Source organism: Parasphingorhabdus sp., assembly GCF_036963805.1.
GTDB lineage: Bacteria > Pseudomonadota > Alphaproteobacteria > Sphingomonadales > Sphingomonadaceae > Parasphingorhabdus.
Genome location: NZ_JBALUN010000002.1, coordinates 378,472 through 397,551, shown reverse-complemented (window position 1 = coordinate 397,551; position 19,080 = coordinate 378,472). Strand labels below are relative to the sequence as shown.

At 49.7% G+C, this 19,080-nt stretch carries 18 protein-coding genes; 10 read left to right on the top strand and 8 right to left on the bottom strand.

Features of this window, described 5'->3' with window-relative positions; translation table 11 throughout:
• Positions 1-196 precede the first annotated feature (196 nt).
• Complete coding sequence (locus V7676_RS08530) at positions 197-2,521, top strand: TonB-dependent receptor (protein WP_442955420.1); 2,325 nt, start codon at positions 197-199, stop codon at positions 2,519-2,521.
• On the opposite strand, the gene V7676_RS08525 is transcribed toward V7676_RS08530, so the two are convergent.
• Positions 2,522-3,058 carry an isoprenylcysteine carboxyl methyltransferase family protein gene (locus V7676_RS08525; protein ID WP_335659267.1) on the bottom strand — a complete coding sequence of 179 codons (537 nt, stop codon included), beginning with the start codon at positions 3,056-3,058 and terminating at the stop codon, positions 2,522-2,524.
• A 108-nt stretch (positions 3,059-3,166) separates the two neighbouring features.
• Positions 3,167-4,207: a type III polyketide synthase gene (locus V7676_RS08520; protein ID WP_335659266.1), complete on the bottom strand. Its 1,041-nt coding sequence runs from the start codon at positions 4,205-4,207 to the stop codon at positions 3,167-3,169.
• A 330-nt stretch (positions 4,208-4,537) separates the two neighbouring features.
• Between V7676_RS08520 and V7676_RS08515 the strand changes: the two genes are divergently transcribed.
• The 3 genes from V7676_RS08515 (at position 4,538) to V7676_RS08505 (ending at position 6,585) form a co-directional block, all read left to right on the top strand.
• The gene (locus V7676_RS08515; protein WP_335659265.1) at positions 4,538-5,311 is read left to right on the top strand and encodes a phasin family protein; all 774 of its coding nucleotides are present in this window, start codon (positions 4,538-4,540) and stop codon (positions 5,309-5,311) included.
• Positions 5,312-5,547: 236 nt separating this feature from the next.
• Entirely contained in the window at positions 5,548-5,895 is a 348-nt protein-coding gene (clpS, locus tag V7676_RS08510; protein WP_335659546.1) for an ATP-dependent Clp protease adapter ClpS, read from the top strand.
• A 30-nt stretch (positions 5,896-5,925) separates the two neighbouring features.
• Positions 5,926-6,585, top strand: coding sequence for a DsbA family oxidoreductase (locus V7676_RS08505; protein ID WP_335659264.1), 660 nt, complete (start codon positions 5,926-5,928; stop codon positions 6,583-6,585).
• A 13-nt stretch (positions 6,586-6,598) separates the two neighbouring features.
• Here the strand turns inward: V7676_RS08505 and V7676_RS08500 are convergent, their stop codons facing one another.
• Positions 6,599-7,237: a lysophospholipid acyltransferase family protein gene (locus V7676_RS08500; protein ID WP_335659263.1), complete on the bottom strand. Its 639-nt coding sequence runs from the start codon at positions 7,235-7,237 to the stop codon at positions 6,599-6,601.
• Between the two features lie 161 nt (positions 7,238-7,398).
• Between V7676_RS08500 and V7676_RS08495 the strand changes: the two genes are divergently transcribed.
• Positions 7,399-7,932 (top strand): rhodanese-like domain-containing protein, encoded by a 534-nt coding sequence (locus tag V7676_RS08495; protein WP_335659262.1) that lies wholly within the window; start codon positions 7,399-7,401, stop codon positions 7,930-7,932.
• A gap of 45 nt (positions 7,933-7,977) precedes the next feature.
• On the opposite strand, the gene V7676_RS08490 is transcribed toward V7676_RS08495, so the two are convergent.
• The 3 genes from V7676_RS08490 to V7676_RS08480 form a co-directional block, all read right to left on the bottom strand.
• The gene (locus tag V7676_RS08490) at positions 7,978-8,307 is read right to left on the bottom strand and encodes a PilZ domain-containing protein (protein ID WP_335659261.1); all 330 of its coding nucleotides are present in this window, start codon (positions 8,305-8,307) and stop codon (positions 7,978-7,980) included.
• A 279-nt stretch (positions 8,308-8,586) separates the two neighbouring features.
• A complete protein-coding gene (locus tag V7676_RS08485) occupies positions 8,587-9,537 on the bottom strand; it encodes a cation diffusion facilitator family transporter (RefSeq protein WP_335659260.1) in 951 nt (316 codons plus the stop codon).
• Between the two features lie 124 nt (positions 9,538-9,661).
• On the bottom strand, positions 9,662-9,841 hold the full coding sequence (locus tag V7676_RS08480) for a PspC domain-containing protein (RefSeq protein ID WP_335659259.1): 180 nt from the start codon (positions 9,839-9,841) through the stop codon (positions 9,662-9,664).
• A 615-nt stretch (positions 9,842-10,456) separates the two neighbouring features.
• On the opposite strand from V7676_RS08480, the gene recF reads away from it, so the two are divergent.
• From recF to mobA, 3 genes are read left to right on the top strand one after another with little or no spacing between them, the layout of a single operon-like run.
• The gene (recF, locus tag V7676_RS08475) at positions 10,457-11,530 is read left to right on the top strand and encodes a DNA replication/repair protein RecF (protein ID WP_335659258.1); all 1,074 of its coding nucleotides are present in this window, start codon (positions 10,457-10,459) and stop codon (positions 11,528-11,530) included.
• A gap of 53 nt (positions 11,531-11,583) precedes the next feature.
• The gene (locus V7676_RS08470) at positions 11,584-12,309 is read left to right on the top strand and encodes a CHAP domain-containing protein (RefSeq protein WP_335659257.1); all 726 of its coding nucleotides are present in this window, start codon (positions 11,584-11,586) and stop codon (positions 12,307-12,309) included.
• 43 nt (positions 12,310-12,352) lie between these two features.
• Complete coding sequence (gene mobA / locus V7676_RS08465) at positions 12,353-12,931, top strand: molybdenum cofactor guanylyltransferase (protein WP_335659256.1); 579 nt, start codon at positions 12,353-12,355, stop codon at positions 12,929-12,931.
• Positions 12,932-13,007: 76 nt separating this feature from the next.
• On the opposite strand, the gene V7676_RS08460 is transcribed toward mobA, so the two are convergent.
• Both V7676_RS08460 and V7676_RS08455 read right to left on the bottom strand, forming a co-directional pair.
• Positions 13,008-13,274 (bottom strand): hypothetical protein, encoded by a 267-nt coding sequence (locus V7676_RS08460; RefSeq protein WP_335659255.1) that lies wholly within the window; start codon positions 13,272-13,274, stop codon positions 13,008-13,010.
• Between the two features lie 461 nt (positions 13,275-13,735).
• Complete coding sequence (locus tag V7676_RS08455) at positions 13,736-15,487, bottom strand: adenylate/guanylate cyclase domain-containing protein (RefSeq protein WP_335659254.1); 1,752 nt, start codon at positions 15,485-15,487, stop codon at positions 13,736-13,738.
• 109 nt (positions 15,488-15,596) lie between these two features.
• Between V7676_RS08455 and V7676_RS08450 the strand changes: the two genes are divergently transcribed.
• Positions 15,597-16,757 (top strand): TIR domain-containing protein, encoded by a 1,161-nt coding sequence (locus V7676_RS08450; RefSeq protein ID WP_335659253.1) that lies wholly within the window; start codon positions 15,597-15,599, stop codon positions 16,755-16,757.
• Positions 16,758-17,025: 268 nt separating this feature from the next.
• Positions 17,026-19,065 carry a M13 family metallopeptidase gene (locus V7676_RS08445; protein WP_335659252.1) on the top strand — a complete coding sequence of 680 codons (2,040 nt, stop codon included), beginning with the start codon at positions 17,026-17,028 and terminating at the stop codon, positions 19,063-19,065.
• Positions 19,066-19,080: the final 15 nt, after the last annotated feature.

Below are 19,080 nucleotides of genomic sequence, written 5' to 3'. Positions count from 1 at the left end.
GCCAGATTACGAAAAGTCTTACCCCCATCGCGCGCATTTCAGTCGGCAAACTCCCGGGCTTGAATCGCCATTCCATCGCAGTCACATTTCCGACGCACGCCATGCTTTATATCTTCACATTAAATGTATCATACAGTAACAGCCTTGCTGCACTTGCAATATTCTTCTCCCACTGCTGCATAAAAGGCCGATGCTGATGTTGAAGTTTTCCGGATACAAGACCTCACTGCCCGCTCTCGCAATTTCTCTCGCTTTTACAGCAACTGCCAGTCCAACCTTCGCTCAGGATAATCTTGATGCCTTAGATGCCACCACTGACGATACGATCATCATCGTTACTGCCCAAAAAATCGAACAGAAATCAACAGACGTTCCCATCACTATCTCGGCGAACAGCGGCAAACGTCTCAAACAATTGGGCGTATCGGACCTCGACGAGTTATCCAACTATGTTCCCGGCCTGAATATCCAGGAACAGAGCGCCAATGACCCCGGCATCGTTATCCGCGGTATCACCTCTGACAGTGGATCAGCGCAAGAGGCAGCACGTGTCACGCTTTACTATAACGGCGTTGATATTTCCCGGTCTCGCGGTTCCTATCAGGATATTTATGACATCGACCGGATTGAGGTTATCAAAGGTCCGCAGGCGACATTATTCGGAACAGCCTCTGCAGTCGGTGCGATCAGCATCATCTCCAACAAACCGAAAGCTAGCTTTTCAGGTGAATTGTCTGGAACCTATGGCAATTTCAATCAATATTCTGTCGCAGGGCACCTTAATGCCGGTTCTGATATACTCGCTGGCCGCATCGCCTTTGCCTATAAACGGCGCGACGGCTACGTGACCAATCTGGCCCCCAATCAGGATGATCTTAACGGCCAAAACCAACTCGGCGTGCGGGGTTCTCTTCGCTACACGCCGACCGACGATTTTACTACCGATCTTATTCTGACCTATGATCGTCAGCGCAACCCCGGAACCGCATTTATCTCGGGATCGCTACCTACGACAGCGGGCCCTGCTGATCCCTTCGGCCCGGCCTTTCTCGGCGGCTCCCCTTTTTCCAAAACCGCATTGGGTGGCGCCAAACTCGGCCTTACTCGCGACGTATATGACGCGAATTTGACCTTTTCGTGGGATTTTGACGATGACTGGACCCTGACCATGGTCAACGGCTATCGTAATTTTGATGCGAACGAGATATTTGATGCAGATGGTTCGGCCGCTTTCTATTTGGAATTTGGCGAGGATGCGACCGGCGACCAATGGAACCACGAAACCCGCTTCTCTTATAATAATGGAGACACATTCCGTGGCTCTTTCGGTTGGAACTTGTTCCGCGAGGATGGCGGCCAAAGAGTACCATTTTCTACCGATGAGATCACTTATTTCCAATGTGCGGCCAATATCGTGGTTCCGGGCGTGCCGTGTGTATCCACTGCTGGCATTCCAGCAGGTGCAACTATCGAAGCGCTGACCGGTGGAGCGGTTACTGCAATTCCTTATGCAGGTTTTTTTGAGAATTTTGGCAAGAATGACAGCTATTCCGTATTTGCGGACGGAACCTGGATTCCGACACCGGAACTGGAACTCACCGCCGGTGTTCGCGCGCTAATCGAAAAGCGCCGTTCCGGCTATCGCGCCTCTATTCCCAACTCAGTACTGAACCCCGGTAGCCCGCCCGTTCCACTGACCGATACCGCCGGTCAAACATATCGCACCGAGGACAGCTTTCAAGCCTTCCTGCCGCGGTTCAATATTCTCTACCGCTTTTCCGATGAGATTAACGGCTTTGCAACCGTCTCCAAAGGGCGCCGCTCGCCCACGGTGAACCTTGATGCGACCAGCGGCCCCAATGGCCCGATCCCCGACTTCACCGCTATCGACGAGGAAACCGTATGGAACTATGAAATCGGTCTAAAAGGTGCCGTCGGTCCAGTCTCTGGCTCTCTCGGCGTCTATTACCAGGCCTATGAGGGATTTCAGGTCAGCGTCATTAATGGTAACGGTGTTACGGAAACCCAAAGCGCCGGCAGCGCAAAAAATTTCGGTGTAGAAGCCGAAATCAATATGCAGGCCTCCGACTGGCTGAGCCTGTTTGCGAATATCGGCTATATAGATGGCGGTATCGATGGAAAGCCTACCAATCCCGCCTCTTTCAGTGGCGCTCGTTTCCGTCTGCAGCCAGAAGTACAGACGGCTGCCGGTTTCACGGTTGATTACCCAATAAACGATACAACCCGTTTTTTCATGACACCCAGCGTCACCCATCGTAGCCGGATATATTTTGAAATCCCCAATGATTCCGCGATCAGCCAAGGTCCGGTCACTTTGGTCAATCTGCGCACCGGTGTTTCTTTCGCGGATGAGCAATTTGAAATTGCAGGCTTTGCACGAAACCTGACCAATAAGGATTATCTGCTCGATGCCGGTAATGTCGGCGGCGGTTTTGGTATCCCGACCCTCATCCCGGCAGAGCCGCGCTTTTACGGAATGCAACTGTCTGCGAAATTCTGATTAAAGTTTGTCGCCGCCGCGATTACCTAACACCACATTCTCGACACTGATCCGGTGGCGCAGTAAAATCGCGTTTAATATCGTGAATAGCAGCGCCACCCATGGCAGCCCCATAAGCAGCGGGACAATCGCGATTTCCAGTACGACCACCAGATAATTGGGATGGCTGATAAATTTATATGGCCCGCGCTTCACCCGATCAAAATGCGGGGCCGAGATTATCCGCGTCGTCCACCAGCGGCCGATGGACGCCAATGTCCAGACGCGCAAAATCTGGGTGCCGACGAATAGCGCGAGCATGATCGGATTCAACTCCTGCAGTGGATCCACGAGCAAGAAGATGATGGCCAACCAGGCGCTGTGGAGGAAGATGAACCAATGGTAATGGTCCGCGCCAAATTCTTTGCCGCCTTCGGACAACAACCGTTTAGTATTGCGATTGGCATAGACCAACTCCGCAAGCCGCTGCGCAACAATGTAAATCAACACCCATGTGACGAGAGTGGGAACCGCTGTGAATATCGTGCCTATTTCCATAGCCTTGCCCCTTATCCCAAAACTGGTCCGCTTGTCGAACCGCGTTTTTCATAAGGTAAGCAGTCTGCATCCCGTTGAGTATGAAAGGAAATTCCTCATCGCGACCGCTTAGGCCGGATCCAATATACCCACCACCGAGGTAAAGCCCGGTCCCAATGCCGTCATTAATATTGGCTTTACCGGACTATCCCCGAGTATCTTTTTCAGGATGAACAGTACTGTAGGTGAAGACATATTCCCGTGATGTTTCAGGACATCGCGGGTCGCCGCTATACCCGGTAACTCCGGCGCGAAATAATCTTCCAATGCCTCGACAACCCGTCCCCCACCAGGGTGGCAAGCAGGCTCACCCAAATCGGATTTTTTCAGTTCTTGCTCGGTTAAAAATGCATCACAAAAGGGAGCAAAGTCCTTTGTAACAAAGCTAGGAATATCCCGCGCGAGCACCAGATCAAAACCGGTATCACCAATGTCCCAGCCCATCATATCGCGCGTGTCCGGCCAGGTTTTCTGCCCGAATGCGCGGAAGGACGGTCCCTCCCCCTGTTCGCCTTTGCCGCTCAACACGGCGGCGGCGCAGCCATCGGCAAAAAGAGCCGTGGCGATCATATTTTTTTTGTCGAACTGACTATAGTCATAGGACAGGCTGCAAAGCTCCAACGAGATCAGCAACACATTCTGCCCGCCATTTGCATCCGCCAGATCATTGGCCAGCCGCAAGCCCAATATGCCGCCTGCGCAGCCATAACCAAAAACCGGAATTGTCTGCACCGATTGACGAAAACCCATGACTTCGATCAACCGGCTGGGAATAGATGGTGTCATCGTGCCCGTAGTCGATATCATCACAATTGCGTCGATATCAGCCGGTTGCAAAGCGGCTTTCGCCAATGCCGCCGATGCGGACCGCTCGGCCAGCGCCCTGCCCACTTCACTATAAATTTTGGCGCGCTCCGGCCAGCTCCGCTGCCCCAGATACTGTTCCGGCTCACAAGCGAGGTAGCGATGATCAATCCCGCTATTCCCCAATATCTGTCCCAATCGAGCAGGCAAAGCTGATCCTCGCGCCTTGGCAAGAATAGCCAGCACATCGTCTTGGCTGATCTTGTGTTCAGGCAGCGCTGTCGCGATTGATTTCAGTTGAGACATGGAACATATTCGTAAGGCATAGCGATGCTGTTACACATAGCCGTTCCAGACACAAAGATTAATCCTGCGGCGAACGCGGGTATATCGGTTAGTATGCAAAACCTGCTTTACCCAGAAATTCCTCTCGAGCCCCCTCAAAAAAGGTTTTCGTATTGGATATTATTCTTTCTGGAATCTAAAAAATAAGCCGCGCAACCACTTTGCCCTATAGCATTAAAATTAAATGTTTTTTTTGGGCAACATCCATTTATTGTGCAGTGCAACATTTTTTCTTGACTTTGATCCTATACGGCCCTATTTGTGCAGTGCAACAAACGAATGGAGGCAAAGATGGCCGATACAAACATCACTGATAAACAGGCTGTTCCGGCTGCTGAAAAGCCCACCAGCCTTTCTGCTGAGGCGGCCTATAGTGCCGCTGCATCTGCGGAACCTATTTCCGAGAAAATAGCTGCATCTGAAAAGACTGCGGCCAAACCCGCTGCAACCAAGCCTGCAGCAACCAATGCGGCTCCTGAAACGACCGTGACGAAGCGCAAAGCCGCTCCGAAACGTGCCGCTACATCGTCTAAAAAGACCGCAACAAAAGGGACACCCAAAATGACCACCGCAACAAAACGCGTAGTGAAAAATACGAAGGCCGCTAACACCAAGGCTGCCAACAAAGCGAAAAGCGCTGCAGAAACATTCGGCAGTCGTTTTGAAAAATTGACCGCAACTGCTCAGGAACGCGCTAAAGAAGCTGCGGACCGTGCTGTTGAAGTTTCCAAAAATGCCGTTGAATTCAACCGCGAAAACATCGAAACACTGATCGAAAGCGGCAAAATCACTGCTAAAGGCGCTCAAGAAATCGGCAAAACCAACATGAAATATACCCGCGAAAACTTCGTAGAAGCCAGCCGCGCTCTACAAGGTGCTTTCAGCGTTGCGTCACCGAAAGACTTTGTTGCGAAACAAACCGATTATCTGCGTAGCGGAATGGACCGTGTAATCGACCAAGCTTCTAATAATATGGAAGCTGTTACGAAATTGGCTGGTCAAGCCTATCAGCCAATAGCTGACCGGGTCAGCACCATCCGCAAGGAAATGAAAAAAGCCGCTTAAGCCGTTTTTTCGTCACGAAAAAAGGCCGTTCCTTAGGGGGCGGCCTTTTTTATTTGCGGACAATCAGACCGCTTGCATTAGAAACATTGCGGTTTGATCAATCCGCCACTTGCCCTCGGGGGTTAAAATACCATATCTTGGCCACCATGACTAAAACACAGATTCTCTCCCCGACACTGTCCAGCGCCGCCCAGCTTAGTTTAAAGGCTGGCGAAGCCATTTCGCTTGTCGAGCTTATGGCCGGAGATGGCGATGATGCTGGAGACAATGGCACCGGGGACAGCGACGACACAAATCTCGGCATCGCGACCAAAACGCGGACAAAAACAAAAAAGCCAAATCCATATAAGGTGCTGTTGCTCAACGATGACTACACACCGATGGAATTTGTTATCCTTGTCCTCAAACGTTTTTTCCAGATGGACATTGATGAAGCGACCAGAGTGATGCTCCATGTCCACCAGAAAGGCGTCGGCATATGCGGCACCTTCAGCTATGAAGTAGCGGAAACGAAGGTTACCCAAGTCATGGATTTCGCTCGTAAAAACCAGCACCCTTTGCAATGCACGTTGGAAAAAGCCTAAGCTGGCCCATCTATTACAAGGAAATACACCATGTCAGAGATCCCGGTAATTACCGTAGATATCGTCTCTGATGTCGTCTGTCCTTGGTGCATTATTGGCTATAAAAAACTTGAACAAGCCATGCAGCGCTTTGAAGGCAAGGCTGAGTTTGCACTGATGTGGCACGCGTTTGAATTAAACCCCGGCATGCCTCCTGAAGGGCAAGACATCAACGAACATATGGCGCAAAAATATGGCGCTACACCTGAACAGAGCAAGGCTAATCGCGAACGGCTTCGCAGCGCTGGCAGTGATCTTGATTTTGAATTCCGCTATCATGACAATATGCGCATGGTAAATACATTTGACGCCCACCGCTTGCTGCACTGGGCCGGAGAAACCGGGAAACAGACCGCCCTCAAACTGGCGCTGTTCACTGCCAATTTTACCGAGGGCAAGGATATCAGTGATCATGATGTCTTGACCGCTGTCGCGCTTTCAGTCGGCTTGGACGAAAAGCGCGTTCGCGATCTATTGGCTACAGATATGTTTGCCGCTGAGGTACGCGCGGTCGAAGCCGAATGGCAAGATCGCTTCATCTCCGGGGTGCCTGCCTTTATATTCAACAAGAAACTCATGGTTCCCGGCGCGCAGGATGCGGATGTCTTCGCCCAGATTATCGAGAATAAGATACTCGCTGCTGCCGCCTAAAAGGCCTCTGGAATCAAACACTTCCCCCTGACTGCTTGCCACCGAAGTCGGAACTAGAATCAGTATGGACGATATCGTCCATGGCTTTTTCGGGATATTTAGGAGTGACGCTGTGATAATAGTGACTAACCATTTTCATGTCTGCCTCATAATCTCCGGTCAATTGAATTTCCGGGCCAAGTCCTCCCGTTTTTTTCGCATAATCCATCATACCGATGATCAATGGGACCTTAGCTTTGAGCGCTATATAGTAAAAGCCAGTACGCCATTGCCGGACATTGCCGCGCGTACCTTCGGGCGGAATGGTGAGGATGAAGTCATCGCGCGAATTAAATTCCGCGACCATCGCATCAACCATATTTTGCGATTTCGACCGATCGACCGGGATACCGCCCATCCGGCGCATCATGTCTCCAAATGGCCATTTGAACAGCGTATCTTTCCCGATCCAATAGGATTTAAAATTTAAGCTATTGGTCAGGCCAAAAAAATAAATGAAATCCCAGTTGCTGGTATGCGGTGCTGCGATGATCACGCACTTACGCGGTACGGGATTCTCCTGAACCGCCTTCCATCCGTTCAAATTGTAAATGAATACAGAAAAGCGTCGGACGGTTTCCGAAAGCCAATTAGGTTTGATATTATTAGCCACGCTTTCCCCGCTTGCGATCTTGCCCGCATTTGTGAACCGTAAATAGATATATTCCACCGAAGCGCAACGTCAGATGCCAAAGCTAATCTAAAGCGGGTTCAGCTTTTGGCAATCGGAAATATCTACTGTTGATATCTATTATGGCAACCGGGACCACGTTTATGAAAACATCAACAATTTGGACATCTGTAGCGATCCTCTCAACTCTTGTCTTTCAACCCACCATTGCACAAGCGCATCAAGCAACCAAAACCGCAAGCAATCCACAGGTGGATTATGCAAGCTTTTTGAAATTGACGGAGCAATTATCCTCCTATCGCCAAGGTCGACTAATCAATCTGGATCAATTTAATAAATTGGCGCAAAAAGATGATGCTGTCATATTGGACACAAGGTCCGAAGCAGCCTTTCAGCAAGGGCATATCAGCGGCGCAATCAACATTCCCTTTTCGGATTTCACCGAAGAAAAGCTTGAGATGCTATTGGGAGATAAATCCCGGCCTATCCTAATTTACTGCAACAATAATTTCCGCGACAATATCCCACCCGTTGCTTTGAAACGGGCACCATTGGCATTGAATATACCAACATTTATAAACCTTTATGGCTATGGGTATGAGAATATCTATGAACTGGATGGCGCAGTCCATATAGCCGACCCAAGAGCTGGTTGGATTGGCAAGCCTACATTATAATTTCTCAACAAAACCATAGCAGATGACCAATGCGGTAATCAGGCGTTATCCACCCGTTACTTTCAATGTGGGGTATCGTGATACAATATGATCGAAGACAGCGGGGTGAAGACCGTGAACAAATTCACAGCCGTAGTAATCACTCTCTATCCAACAGATTCTGCTCTCAATCGCAGCGAATGAAGGCAATGTCATGAAGATATGTTTCTCACCTGACAGCCGGGTCATGCACCGCATCCGAAATCCGGTGAGTGACAGGTCGATAATCATCGCCTCGACCCGACCAAATCCTGGTTCACGGACTTCGGACAGGATCTCAACACCAGAGCGCGTAGAAACCCTGTGATCGCCTCTTTTAAACTGTCTCTGCATCATAACTTGATTAGCTCTTCCACACTCATCGCCCATTAAATCTCGATTTCAATGCCATCCGATCTTCGGTCTTCCAACGGTTGCACTGACCCCAGTGAACAATTCATAACTTCCAACAAACCAATAACCTCAGTTGTTTATGCAAAGGTTAATGCCATTCCCTTTTGTTTGGTTAATCAGATATCGCTATCAAAGCGATATTCCTTTAATTCTGCGAAGCAGCGTTGGTTTATAACCATCAGCGCAGACTCCGAAATCTGCTTGAAACGTTAAGATCGGTATCTAGGAACCGCAATTGGTTTGACAGATGACCGCCTCTTCATCCTCTAATTCGATCTGGATTGTGATATGCTGAATGGCAAACCGCTTTTTCATCGAAGCCTGAACATCCGCTAAAAAGCCTTTACCTGGATGTCCACCAGGAATTACGAGATGCGCCGTCATCGCCGTTTCGCTTGTACTCATCGGCCAGATATGGAGATCATGCACCGTTTCCACGCCCGGCATATCTGACAATGCTTCCAATACTTCTTCAACATTAATATCGCGCGGAACTCCCGCCAGGGACATCCGCACCGCTTCTAATAAGAGCGACCACGTGCTCCAGAATATAAGAGCAACGATCAACAAACTACTTAATGGGTCGATCCAATTATAATCTGTGTAATAAATTGCGATAGCGCCGATGACGACACCTGCGGAAACCGCAGCATCAGCCATCATATGCAAAAATGCTCCGCGAATGTTAATGTCTTCTTTCTGTCCCCGCATGAACAGCATAGCCGTACCAAAATTAATCGCGATGCCGAGCGATGCAACGACAATGACCGTAGTTGATGCCACTTCATTAGGAGCGTTAAACCTTCCTATGGCTTCCCATGCAATCGCACCGCACGCAACCAACAGGAACAGCGCATTAAGCAGTGCTGCCAATATGGATGATCCACCAAGACCATAGGTAAATTGTTTGCTTGGCGGCCTTTTTGAAAGCGCTGCGCCCGCCCATGCTACAGCCAGTCCTAATACGTCGGACAGATTATGTCCGGCATCTGCAAGCAAAGCCATCGAACCGGAAGCCAAGCCATAAGCGACTTCGACGACGATGTAGATAATGTTGAGCATAATGCCGAATGCAAACGCACGGCTAAAATCGGTCGGCATATGCCCATGAGCGCCATGCCGGTCATGATGGCTGTGGTGGGCATGCCCGCTATGATGGTGATGGCCGGACATCCACGCTCCAAGAAATTACTGAATGGCTATATCGCCTTAAGTACACCGGTTCATTGGAACGGTCTATGTTTAATATTCAATGTTTTCTATATGTTATATCATCTAAGCGATAACTAATGTGCAATTAATCTACGATTAGGCCGATGGCGAGATAGACAATAATTGCAGAACCAAAACCAAAAATCGTCGCAAGAACAAAAATGATGCGCAGAATATTGGTATCCATACCGCTCCAATTGGCAAGACCGGAACATACGCCCATAATTTTACCATTGGCTTTGTCGAGATGCAGTTGATTTTTCATTGGGTTATTCGTCCTTTTGGATGAAGAAATAGGTTCGGGCCAGCTTGATGGCGTGGAACTTGCGCGCTTGTTATTACCTGTCATCAGATCACCATTGAACCGGCGTTGTTGACAGCAGGCGCGATACTCGCGCTGATGAAAAGCGTAGCCGAGAAAAGGGCTGCGAAACCAGCGAGAAGATTGCTTTTGATATTGTAGGTCATGAGATTTCCTTTCAGAGTTTTGAAATAAGATTTAAATTATAAGAGAACCGGCACTGTTGATCGCTGGCCCAACGCTGGCACCGATGAACATGGTGGCAGAAATAATGGCGGCGAAAGCGGCGGCGATGCTATTTGATACATTCGAGAACATTTTAATTTCCTTTTAAATTTGGGTTTCGCGTTTGTATTTGCGAAGATGATCGATGCATTGCACAGGCCGTGCCAGTTTTATAAATATATATTTTTCAATAGTTTAACGTAGACCAACCTGCTGCCTTCAATAATTCAAAACCACTTTTTGGGAAATTTCCCTAACTTATGGCATTTGATGAATGAAAAATGAACAGCCTTGCATAGGATAGCGAATTTTCTTCTCATCCAAACGCGCCGAGGCTAGAGATAACAGACTGATATGACCATCTCCCGGCTCACTTTACAAAATTTTCGAAACTATCCGCAACTGCGTTTGGAAGTCGCGCCCGGCTTTATAGTGCTGAGCGGAGAAAACGGCGCCGGCAAGACCAATATCTTAGAGGCCGTATCGCTACTCTCTCCCGGACGCGGATTGCGGCGAGCTGCGCTTAAGGATATTTCTTATGAAAATAGCGACGGCGATTTTGCAGTGGCGGCCGAGCTTGGAGATGTCCAACTGGGTACCGGCACAAGCGCAGAATATCCCGAACGCCGGAAAACCCGTGTCAACGGCGCAGCTGTGCCGACCAATGATTTGGCACAATGGCTTTCGATTCTGTGGCTAACTCCGGCAATGGACCGTCTATTCATGGAGGGGGCATCGGGACGACGGAATTTTCTCGATCGGTTGGTGACAGCATTGGAGCCCAATCACGCACGTAATTGCGCGCGCTATGATGCTGCAAGACGAGAACGCAACCGGCTTTTAGCTGATGAATATATGCCTGATACCGAATGGCTGGATGCACTGGACGGACAGCTAGCAAGCTTTGGAGCCGCTGTCGCAGAGGCCCGCGTTCGTATTACAGAGGCCCTGAATATCAGGCTAAAAATTACCGATGACGGGCTGTTTGCGGCAGCCAAACTAAAGCTCGACGATAATGACCTGCGCAGCGAAAATGCGCTGCAACAAGCCTTGCGAGTAAATCGCCAAGCTGACCGGGCCGCAGGGCGAACACTGAAAGGTCCACATCGCGCCGACATGACCGTCTTTCATGGCACAAAGGGGCAAGCTGCGGAAAAATGCTCGACCGGAGAGCAAAAGGCCCTGCTTTTTTCAATCATTCTCGCCCACGCTGACCTAATCGCTGAAAAAAGAGGAAGCCGCCCCATATTGTTGCTTGATGAAGTGGCTGCGCATCTTGATCCCAGACGCCGCGCAGCACTATTTAGCAAGCTTGCGGAAAAAGGCGGTCAAGTCTGGCTAACAGGAACCGAACCGGAATTATTTAAAGATGTTCCCGACGGGGCCCTGCATTTCCAAGTCGCCGAAGGAACTATTACCAAGTGTTAACCATATATTTTAGCGGTCAATTTGTGTCTCATCTCTAATGTAGCTGCATGGAAATGCGCACCGAAAACGACAGAATAAAGCTCTTTCGAACTCTGGGAAGTTCAATCGTTCCGATTTTGCTCGTTCTACAAGCGATATTCTTTCCCGCGATTGCTCGCGCAGAGGACAATTCACCGTCCGAATATTTACAATGCGTTCCCTATGCCCGCGAACTCAGTGGTATCCAGATTTACGGCGACGCCCACACATGGTGGCGTCAAGCACGCTTTGCTTATGAACGCGGAAATATTCCACAAGTCGGTGCTGTCATGTCACTCAAGAGTCACGGCAATATGGAACTTGGCCATGTCGCAGTTGTCAGCCGGATTCTCGGCGATCGCCATATTTTGTTGAGCCATGCCAATTGGTCTCCGATCAACGGGCGCCGTGGACAGATAGAGCGCAATGTCGCCGCTGTAGATGTTTCGGATAATGGCGACTGGAGCCAAGTCAAAATCTGGTACGCACCGATTGGAGCGCTTGGCAGCACCACTTATCCAATAAACGGATTCATCTATCCAAGCGGAAAGCCAAGCGATTTTAGAAATGTTGCTGGCAAGCAATGGGCCTCTGCCACGACTGTTCGTGACACCCGAGCGCCCAATCGCAACCTTTTCGCACAAAACATGAAGTCCGAGTTAAAGCAAGCAGCGCGACAAGAGCAAATGGCAGAGGCTTTGACCGGGAAATCTCAGCCGACTGATTTAATTGGGGAATTGCTAGACAGGGTCGGCAGCTAAGGTCAGAATAGTGCAGAGCAATTCTCTGCCGGAGCCACAAAAAATGAACAACAATCCCCCCGCCTGTCTGATTATATTGGCTGGTGGCCAATCCCGCCGGATGGGACAGGAAAAAGCGACGATCAAACTCGGTGGCCAGCGGCTCATCGATCGGGCAATTGAACGATATAAGCCCTTGGTTGATCAGATTTGGTTATCGGCACAGAGTGATTTTGACACCGGGTTAGGCATTATCGCCGATAATCCAAACGCAGCCAGTGGCCCTGTTGGCGCAATTTTCACAATCGCTGCTCAACTGCCGAAACTATGTCCCGAAGCGAAAGCTTTTATCACAATACCTGTCGATGCACCATTTGCGCCAGATAATTTGATCTCTCGGCTGACTGCCGTTCCAGGGTGTGCCGTTGCACAAAGCCCGAAACGATTGCATCCGGTTTTTGGTTATTGGCGCTGCGACACCATCAACGATATTCGCGAAACGCATCAGCAAGGCAAGAAATCGCCGTCGCTGCACTGGCTGGTCCGGCAATGCGGTGCCCAATTGATTACATGGCATGATGAGCGCGCATTTACTAATTTGAACACGCCCGAAGATCTTGCTGCCGCGGAACCACTTATATAAAAACCGGCACACGAGAAGGTGCGCCGGTTTTTAGTGCCGCCATAACTAAATGGCGTCAGTCATTGATTGACGCCATTTAGTCCAAGTGACGCAGTTCTTTTTTCGTCAATGATGTCATCAATTTGCCATCAGTTTTAGACAATGTTTCCGCCTGAATGCGGCGTACTTTACCTTTATAAATAATCAACACATCGCCGTCTTCAGCAACACGGTTGATTCTTGCAACGCTTGAACCGGAAACGTCATAGAGACGGTCGTTACGTTCGGCGTCGGCGGCAAAGGCTGCAGGAGCAGTTAAAGAAAGCGCTGAAGCAGCAAGGATAATAGAAGAAAACTTATTCATAATGAGACTCCGTTAAATACTCAGGGAGGATGTCGATCCAGTAAGGTGGCTCAATAATAAGTTGCAATACGAAATGCTGCATTCGCGAGTTCTGTTTTTGCAATTGACTTGCAATTAATGCAAAAAGTGCGATTCCTGTAATATTATTACGTGGAATGCTGTCATTATAACATCGAGGCATCAATCTTCGTTGTTGCAGAGTATAATCTGAAAAGCCTTGGCTTAATTCTTGGGCTTGCCGCCCTACCTATCCTTACACATGCAGAATGAGCAGTAATCAGAAATAATGGCAGGCGTGCTGATAACGAAAATTCAGCTATATCAATGGCAACGCAAAACAACGCCGTTCGGCGGTAGAACGGAACTTGGGCTATTGGTGTTTGCTGCGCTTGGACTGTGCCAAGCATTACTCTTCGACAGGATACGCCTGCCATTTGGCCGCTCTTAAACTATCATTCAGGCTATACTGCCATCAGGCGGTAGATCGGATATGTCCCATAGCCTTTGGCAAATTCGACATTACCGACATAGCGGCATTTGAATCGATCCGATGCTTCCAGAACAAGGATAGCGGCGAAAGGCTCTGTTACAAACACTGCGCCCGGCGGTGTGACGGGCTCAATTCGTGCGGCACGGGAAACTTCGGTTCCGTAGAACGTGGTCCTGCCAGTGATCAGGTCCTCTGTCTGGTAAGCAGGGCCAAAATGCACGCCGATCCGCATCCCGCTGCTCTCTGAAAATCCAAGTAAGCTATAGTCAAAATCCCGCAAAGCCTCTTGTAAAGCCAAAGCAATTTTAGCAGCAACCGGAGCATCCGGCATGATCGCTAAAACCGCATCGCCCCAACTATTTTTCGCCAATATTTGATCCGGATATTCGTTCAGAACATTGGCCATATTACCCATCACGCCTTGCCAAAATGCCGGAAGTGCCGCCTCTGGTAATTTCGAGAATCCGGGAAAATCAGTAAATAGAAATGCCGCCAAACCGCGCTTATGTTGATCGACCTCCGGGACCTGTGCTCGGAGCAAATTGCGATCAACTCCCTCTGGAGCGATAATTGCAGACGAATAGCCATAGGATTTCCACACCTCTACATCGGCACCGGTCCCTGCAGGCCCTGTCGACGCTACACCGTCCCACAGCGCCAATTGCTGGAGAGAAGTACCAAGATATTGTGCACGTAATTTCGCCATGCCCATCGCAACTTTGCTCGCATAGCCAAACTGCGATGGATCTCCAACATAGTTCATTTCCGTCGCAAAATGCACGCTAGTGGCGGCATCAAGGCATTTTTCAAATCGCTCGATCCAACCAACTCCGGCCGGAATAACCGACTGTTCAATAAAATCGGCCTTCACAAAGGGGAACGTCACATGCAATTCCCCACCACGGGCAACTATTGCTTCGGCAACCAATATATCTGCGCCGGCCGCCAATGAACCATAAGCAAACTCAACGTCCTGACCGTCTAGAAATTGATCGATCCGTTGCCTCAGCAATGCCTCCGTCGGGGCGCCTTCCAGAAACATATGACCGCAATAATGGATGACCGTGGGCGGCACAATCGGGGCAAGCAATGCATTTTGTTTATCCACGTCAAGTTTTAAAATTTTGGCAATTTGCGATAATTGCCGGCTGGTACTGGACTTTGCACCGCTATTGGCATCCGGCAACCCGCTTGCCATGGACAATGCCACTGTGGCTTCCTCCACCCGGCCATTGATCAATAAAGCTTCAGCCAGCGTAGCTCCATCATAATAATCTTTGGGATTTGAAATTTCATCCAGAGCAATAATCGACGAGGCAAGCGCCCGCGCCTGTTCTTTGCGCCCACTCAAAAGCGCAAGGCTTGCCGCATTTATACCAGGATATGCATCGCCGCTAACCTCGTAAATTTCCGCATACGCACTGTAGGCTGCTGAAAGCGCCTCATCGCGATCCTGTCCCAACGGGAGCGCTAGCGCTGCATCCTTCAATATCCGTGCGGCCAGAGATCTATGATGGGCATTGGCCGAACCATGCAATCCATATTCCTGAAAAAGCTCCATCGCCCGCTGCGCGTCGCCCATGCGCGCTAAAGTTAACACCAAAAGATGGCGCAGTTCGACGGATGTATCCCCCCCGTCAATAGCAACCCGGGCCAGATCATAAGCGAGCAATAAATTGCCATTATCGATCGCTTTCTTTGTTTGCTTTACGCTTTGTGCCATCTGATCTCCCTAGATAAATTTTACAATTGCCGCAAATTATGCCTTTAGTCACTAACTTGCTGATAGGGTGCGTATCTTATTCAGGACCACAATAAGGGACGGGGCAAATATGGGACAAAAACCGGCGACACAGCTGTTCATAAGTCATCACTCCAGCAAATTGCCGGTTGCGCTGGAACTGGAAAAATCACTTGCCAAATATGGCGTCACCTGCTGGCTCGCACCGCGTGACGTCGAACCCAGCGAAGCATTCGACATGGCGATCAAACGCGCTATCGATGAAAGCTGTGCCACCTTGCTACTATTTTGTAGCCGGTCCGACAAAAGCCCGCATGTAAAGCGCGAGCTTATCCTTGCCGATTCATCGCACAAGGCGATTATTCCCATGCGGCTGGAAGAGCTGGCTCCGGATGAACTGGCCTATCATCTTGCAAGTTCCCAGTGGATTGACTGGCTGGAGCAACGCGAAGGCACGATCGAACGGGTGGCTGCGAAGGCGCATCAACTTGCGGGCACGGTTCAGAAAACGATGACGGTTGATGATCTGATTGAACATAGCAGTGATGAAGAGGCGGATATAGCCGCACCAACTGCAGTACGTATAAAACCAGAAGCGCTGGAACCAGAACCAGTCACAGAGGAATATGAAGACTGGGAACCGGAGAAGCCAAAAACCAATTGGGCATTAATAGTTGCCGGTGCAGCTCTGGCCGTGGCAATGGTTGCAGCCTTATTGATCTGGAACCTTATGGACACAAAAGAGCCAGTCCGCGCGGCAGGGCCTCTTGAAAGGCCCGAAGAACCAGTCGATAAAGTGGAAATAATTAAACCGGAAGCTGAACCTGCTCCGGAACCGGCTCCAAAACCGGAAGTTTCCAGACCGACTACACCCGAGGGTCCTAGTTTTAATTGTGCGAAAGCATCACAGAGAGTCGAATTTCTTATCTGCAACACACCCGACCTTGCAAAACTCGATCGGACATTATCGACTGTCTATAGCAAGGCCATGGCCGCTGCTGGCCCCAATAGTAGTCGGCTCCGCAAGCAACAGCGTATATGGCGAACCCAAGTGCGCGATATTTGCCAGGACACGGCCTGTGTCGCAACAACTGTACGGGAACGACTTGCCATATTAAGGGCAATTGCCGCTGGCAATCTAGATGTACCGCGTGATCAGCCGAGAGCCGAATTTCGAAGCGAATTTAATCGGGCGCTCAACAATAACAGCGAGCAGGCTATGAATGAAAACAGGCTTCCGCTCAGAAACTAGCAAATCCGCCGAAAACGCCCCCTTAGATAAGCAAAGCACGTGCTATGCTATCGACCAATACCGAATTATTCACTGAATAGTCCTTTGCCCTTGAAGCGTTGCGACGGAGGGTGAAGGTCGAGGTGCAGTGTAGTGAACTTATCGAAGTTATTATCAACTTACATGTCCGCAAAAATTGTATATCGTTAAGAATGATACTATTTGTGTAGTTTGAACATATTCATACAAACACGACTCCATAATATTCTGAACGAAAGAACACCCCACCATGTCTATTAAAGCTCATCACCGCATCGCTCTTGCTCTATCCTGCGCTTTGCTGCCTTTATCACTTGGCGCCTGCTCGACGGCTGCAAGCACGCCACCGACGGCTCAAATCGGTGCCTTTGGCTTTGATCAGGACGGCATGGATAAAAGCGTCGCAGCGGGGGATGATTTCTATGATTATGCCAACGGCAAATGGGCCCAAAATACCAAAATACCTTCCGACAAATCCAACTACGGGATGTTCACCGCGCTTGGCGATCTTTCGCAAGAGCGCGTGAAGGAAATATTGGAGGGCGCGAAAGACAATTCCGATTCGAAGATCGGCCGCGCTTTCACCAGCTTTATGGACGAGGCGGCGATCGAAAAAAAGGGCATGACTCCAATCAAGCCATGGCTCGACCAGATCGCCGCGTTGACCGACAAAGCTGATTATGCCGCGCTGGTTGCAAAAGCAGACCGGAACGGGATTAATGGTCCTTTTGCAGGATATATTGATCAGGATGATCGCAAGCCCACCAGCTATATCTATAAAATGGGGCAAGCCGGTCTTGGCATGCCTGATCGTGATTATTATCTCTCCAATGAAGAGCGCTTAGTCAAAGTCCGGGACGCCTATCGCAAACACCTTGCCGCGATGCTGACGCTGGCTGGCGGTTCGGATGCTCAAGCCCGCGCTGATGCAATATTAGCTTATGAAACCAAAATAGCCGCTGTCCACTGGACACGCGAAGATTCGTCCGATGCGATTAAAACCTACAACAAAATGGCGAACGGGGCGCTCGCAAAAACAACGCCTGATTTTAACATGATTGCCTATCTTGATGGTGTGGGCGTCAGCAAATCTGCGGAATTGATCGTAGCTCAACCAAGCGCGATAAAAGGCATATCAGATCTTATTGCAGCAACGGATATCGTGGTATTGAAGGACCAACTGATCGTTCGTTCGCTCGACAGCTATGCAGATGTTCTGCCCAAATCCGTCGATCAGCAGCATTTCAGTTTCTACCAGACAATTTTGGGAGGAACGCCCGAGCAGGAAGTCCGGTGGAAACGCGCCGTTGGATTTACCGAAGGCGTACTGGGCGAGGAAGTGGGCAAAGAATATGCGGCGAAATATTTCCCTGCAGAATATAAGAAATCGATCAACGCTCTGGTTGCCAATGTCATGGATGCCATGGGTGAACGCATTAACAAACTCGAATGGATGCAGGACGAAACCAAAAAGCGGGCCCAGAAAAAACTGGCCAATTTCACGGTAAAAGTTGGCTATACGGATAAATGGCGGGACTATTCCAATCTTGAAATCACCGCCGATGATGCATTTGGTAACGAGCTGCGCGGTCGCAATTTCTCGCATGAGTATGAAATCGGAAAGCTCGGCGGCCCGATCCGCAAATGGGAATGGGGCATGTTGCCACAAACAGTGAATGCCTATGCCAATTTCGGCATGATGGAAGTCGTATTCCCCGCCGCAATTCTGCAGCCGCCATTTTTTGATCCCAATGCAGACCCTGCCCTTAATTATGGCGGGATCGGTGCGGTAATCGGACATGAGATCAGCCATCATTTTGATGACCAAGGCGCAAAATACGATGAAAATGGTGCATTAAATGACTGGTGGATAAAAGAAGATGTCGCGGCTTTTGACAAAGCGGGCAAAGCGCTCATCGCTCAATATGATGCTTATGAAGCGCTACCCGGGCAATTTGTGAAGGGCGAATTTACCTTGGGCGAAAATATCGGCGATCTGGCCGGTCTCACCATAGCCTATGATGCCTATCGCAAATCACTTAACGGTAAAGAAGCCCCAGTGCTTGGCGGCCTATCTGGCGATCAGCGTTTCTTCCTCGGCTGGGCGCAAGTGTGGCGTCGCAACTACCGTGAGGAGAATCTAGCGAATCGCTTACTAACTGATCCGCACGCACCGTCCGTGCAGCGCGCTTGGGTCGTCCGCAATCTCGATCGCTGGTATCCTGCTTTTGAAGTGAACGAAGGACAGAAGCTTTATCTCGCACCGGAAGAGCGCGTTCGGGTCTGGTAAGCCAACACGTCACAA

Bases quoted from the DNA above. Each gene is read 5' to 3' on its own strand.
- V7676_RS08525 (WP_335659267.1), bottom strand. From the start codon at position 3,058: ATGGAAATAGGCACGATATTCACAGCGGTTCCCACTCTCGTCACATGG.
- V7676_RS08450 (WP_335659253.1), top strand. From the start codon at position 15,597: ATGGGACAAAAACCGGCGACACAGCTGTTCATAAGTCATCACTCCAGC.
- mobA (WP_335659256.1), top strand. From the start codon at position 12,353: ATGAACAACAATCCCCCCGCCTGTCTGATTATATTGGCTGGTGGCCAA.
- V7676_RS08490 (WP_335659261.1), bottom strand. From the start codon at position 8,307: ATGATGCAGAGACAGTTTAAAAGAGGCGATCACAGGGTTTCTACGCGC.
- V7676_RS08495 (WP_335659262.1), top strand. From the start codon at position 7,399: ATGAAAACATCAACAATTTGGACATCTGTAGCGATCCTCTCAACTCTT.
- V7676_RS08520 (WP_335659266.1), bottom strand. From the start codon at position 4,207: ATGTCTCAACTGAAATCAATCGCGACAGCGCTGCCTGAACACAAGATC.
- V7676_RS08530 (WP_442955420.1), top strand. From the start codon at position 197: ATGTTGAAGTTTTCCGGATACAAGACCTCACTGCCCGCTCTCGCAATT.
- V7676_RS08480 (WP_335659259.1), bottom strand. From the start codon at position 9,841: ATGAAAAATCAACTGCATCTCGACAAAGCCAATGGTAAAATTATGGGC.
- V7676_RS08470 (WP_335659257.1), top strand. From the start codon at position 11,584: ATGCGCACCGAAAACGACAGAATAAAGCTCTTTCGAACTCTGGGAAGT.
- recF (WP_335659258.1), top strand. From the start codon at position 10,457: ATGACCATCTCCCGGCTCACTTTACAAAATTTTCGAAACTATCCGCAA.
- V7676_RS08460 (WP_335659255.1), bottom strand. From the start codon at position 13,274: ATGAATAAGTTTTCTTCTATTATCCTTGCTGCTTCAGCGCTTTCTTTA.
- V7676_RS08455 (WP_335659254.1), bottom strand. From the start codon at position 15,487: ATGGCACAAAGCGTAAAGCAAACAAAGAAAGCGATCGATAATGGCAAT.
- V7676_RS08505 (WP_335659264.1), top strand. From the start codon at position 5,926: ATGTCAGAGATCCCGGTAATTACCGTAGATATCGTCTCTGATGTCGTC.
- V7676_RS08485 (WP_335659260.1), bottom strand. From the start codon at position 9,537: ATGTCCGGCCATCACCATCATAGCGGGCATGCCCACCACAGCCATCAT.
- V7676_RS08515 (WP_335659265.1), top strand. From the start codon at position 4,538: ATGGCCGATACAAACATCACTGATAAACAGGCTGTTCCGGCTGCTGAA.
- clpS (WP_335659546.1), top strand. From the start codon at position 5,548: ATGGCCGGAGATGGCGATGATGCTGGAGACAATGGCACCGGGGACAGC.
- V7676_RS08445 (WP_335659252.1), top strand. From the start codon at position 17,026: ATGTCTATTAAAGCTCATCACCGCATCGCTCTTGCTCTATCCTGCGCT.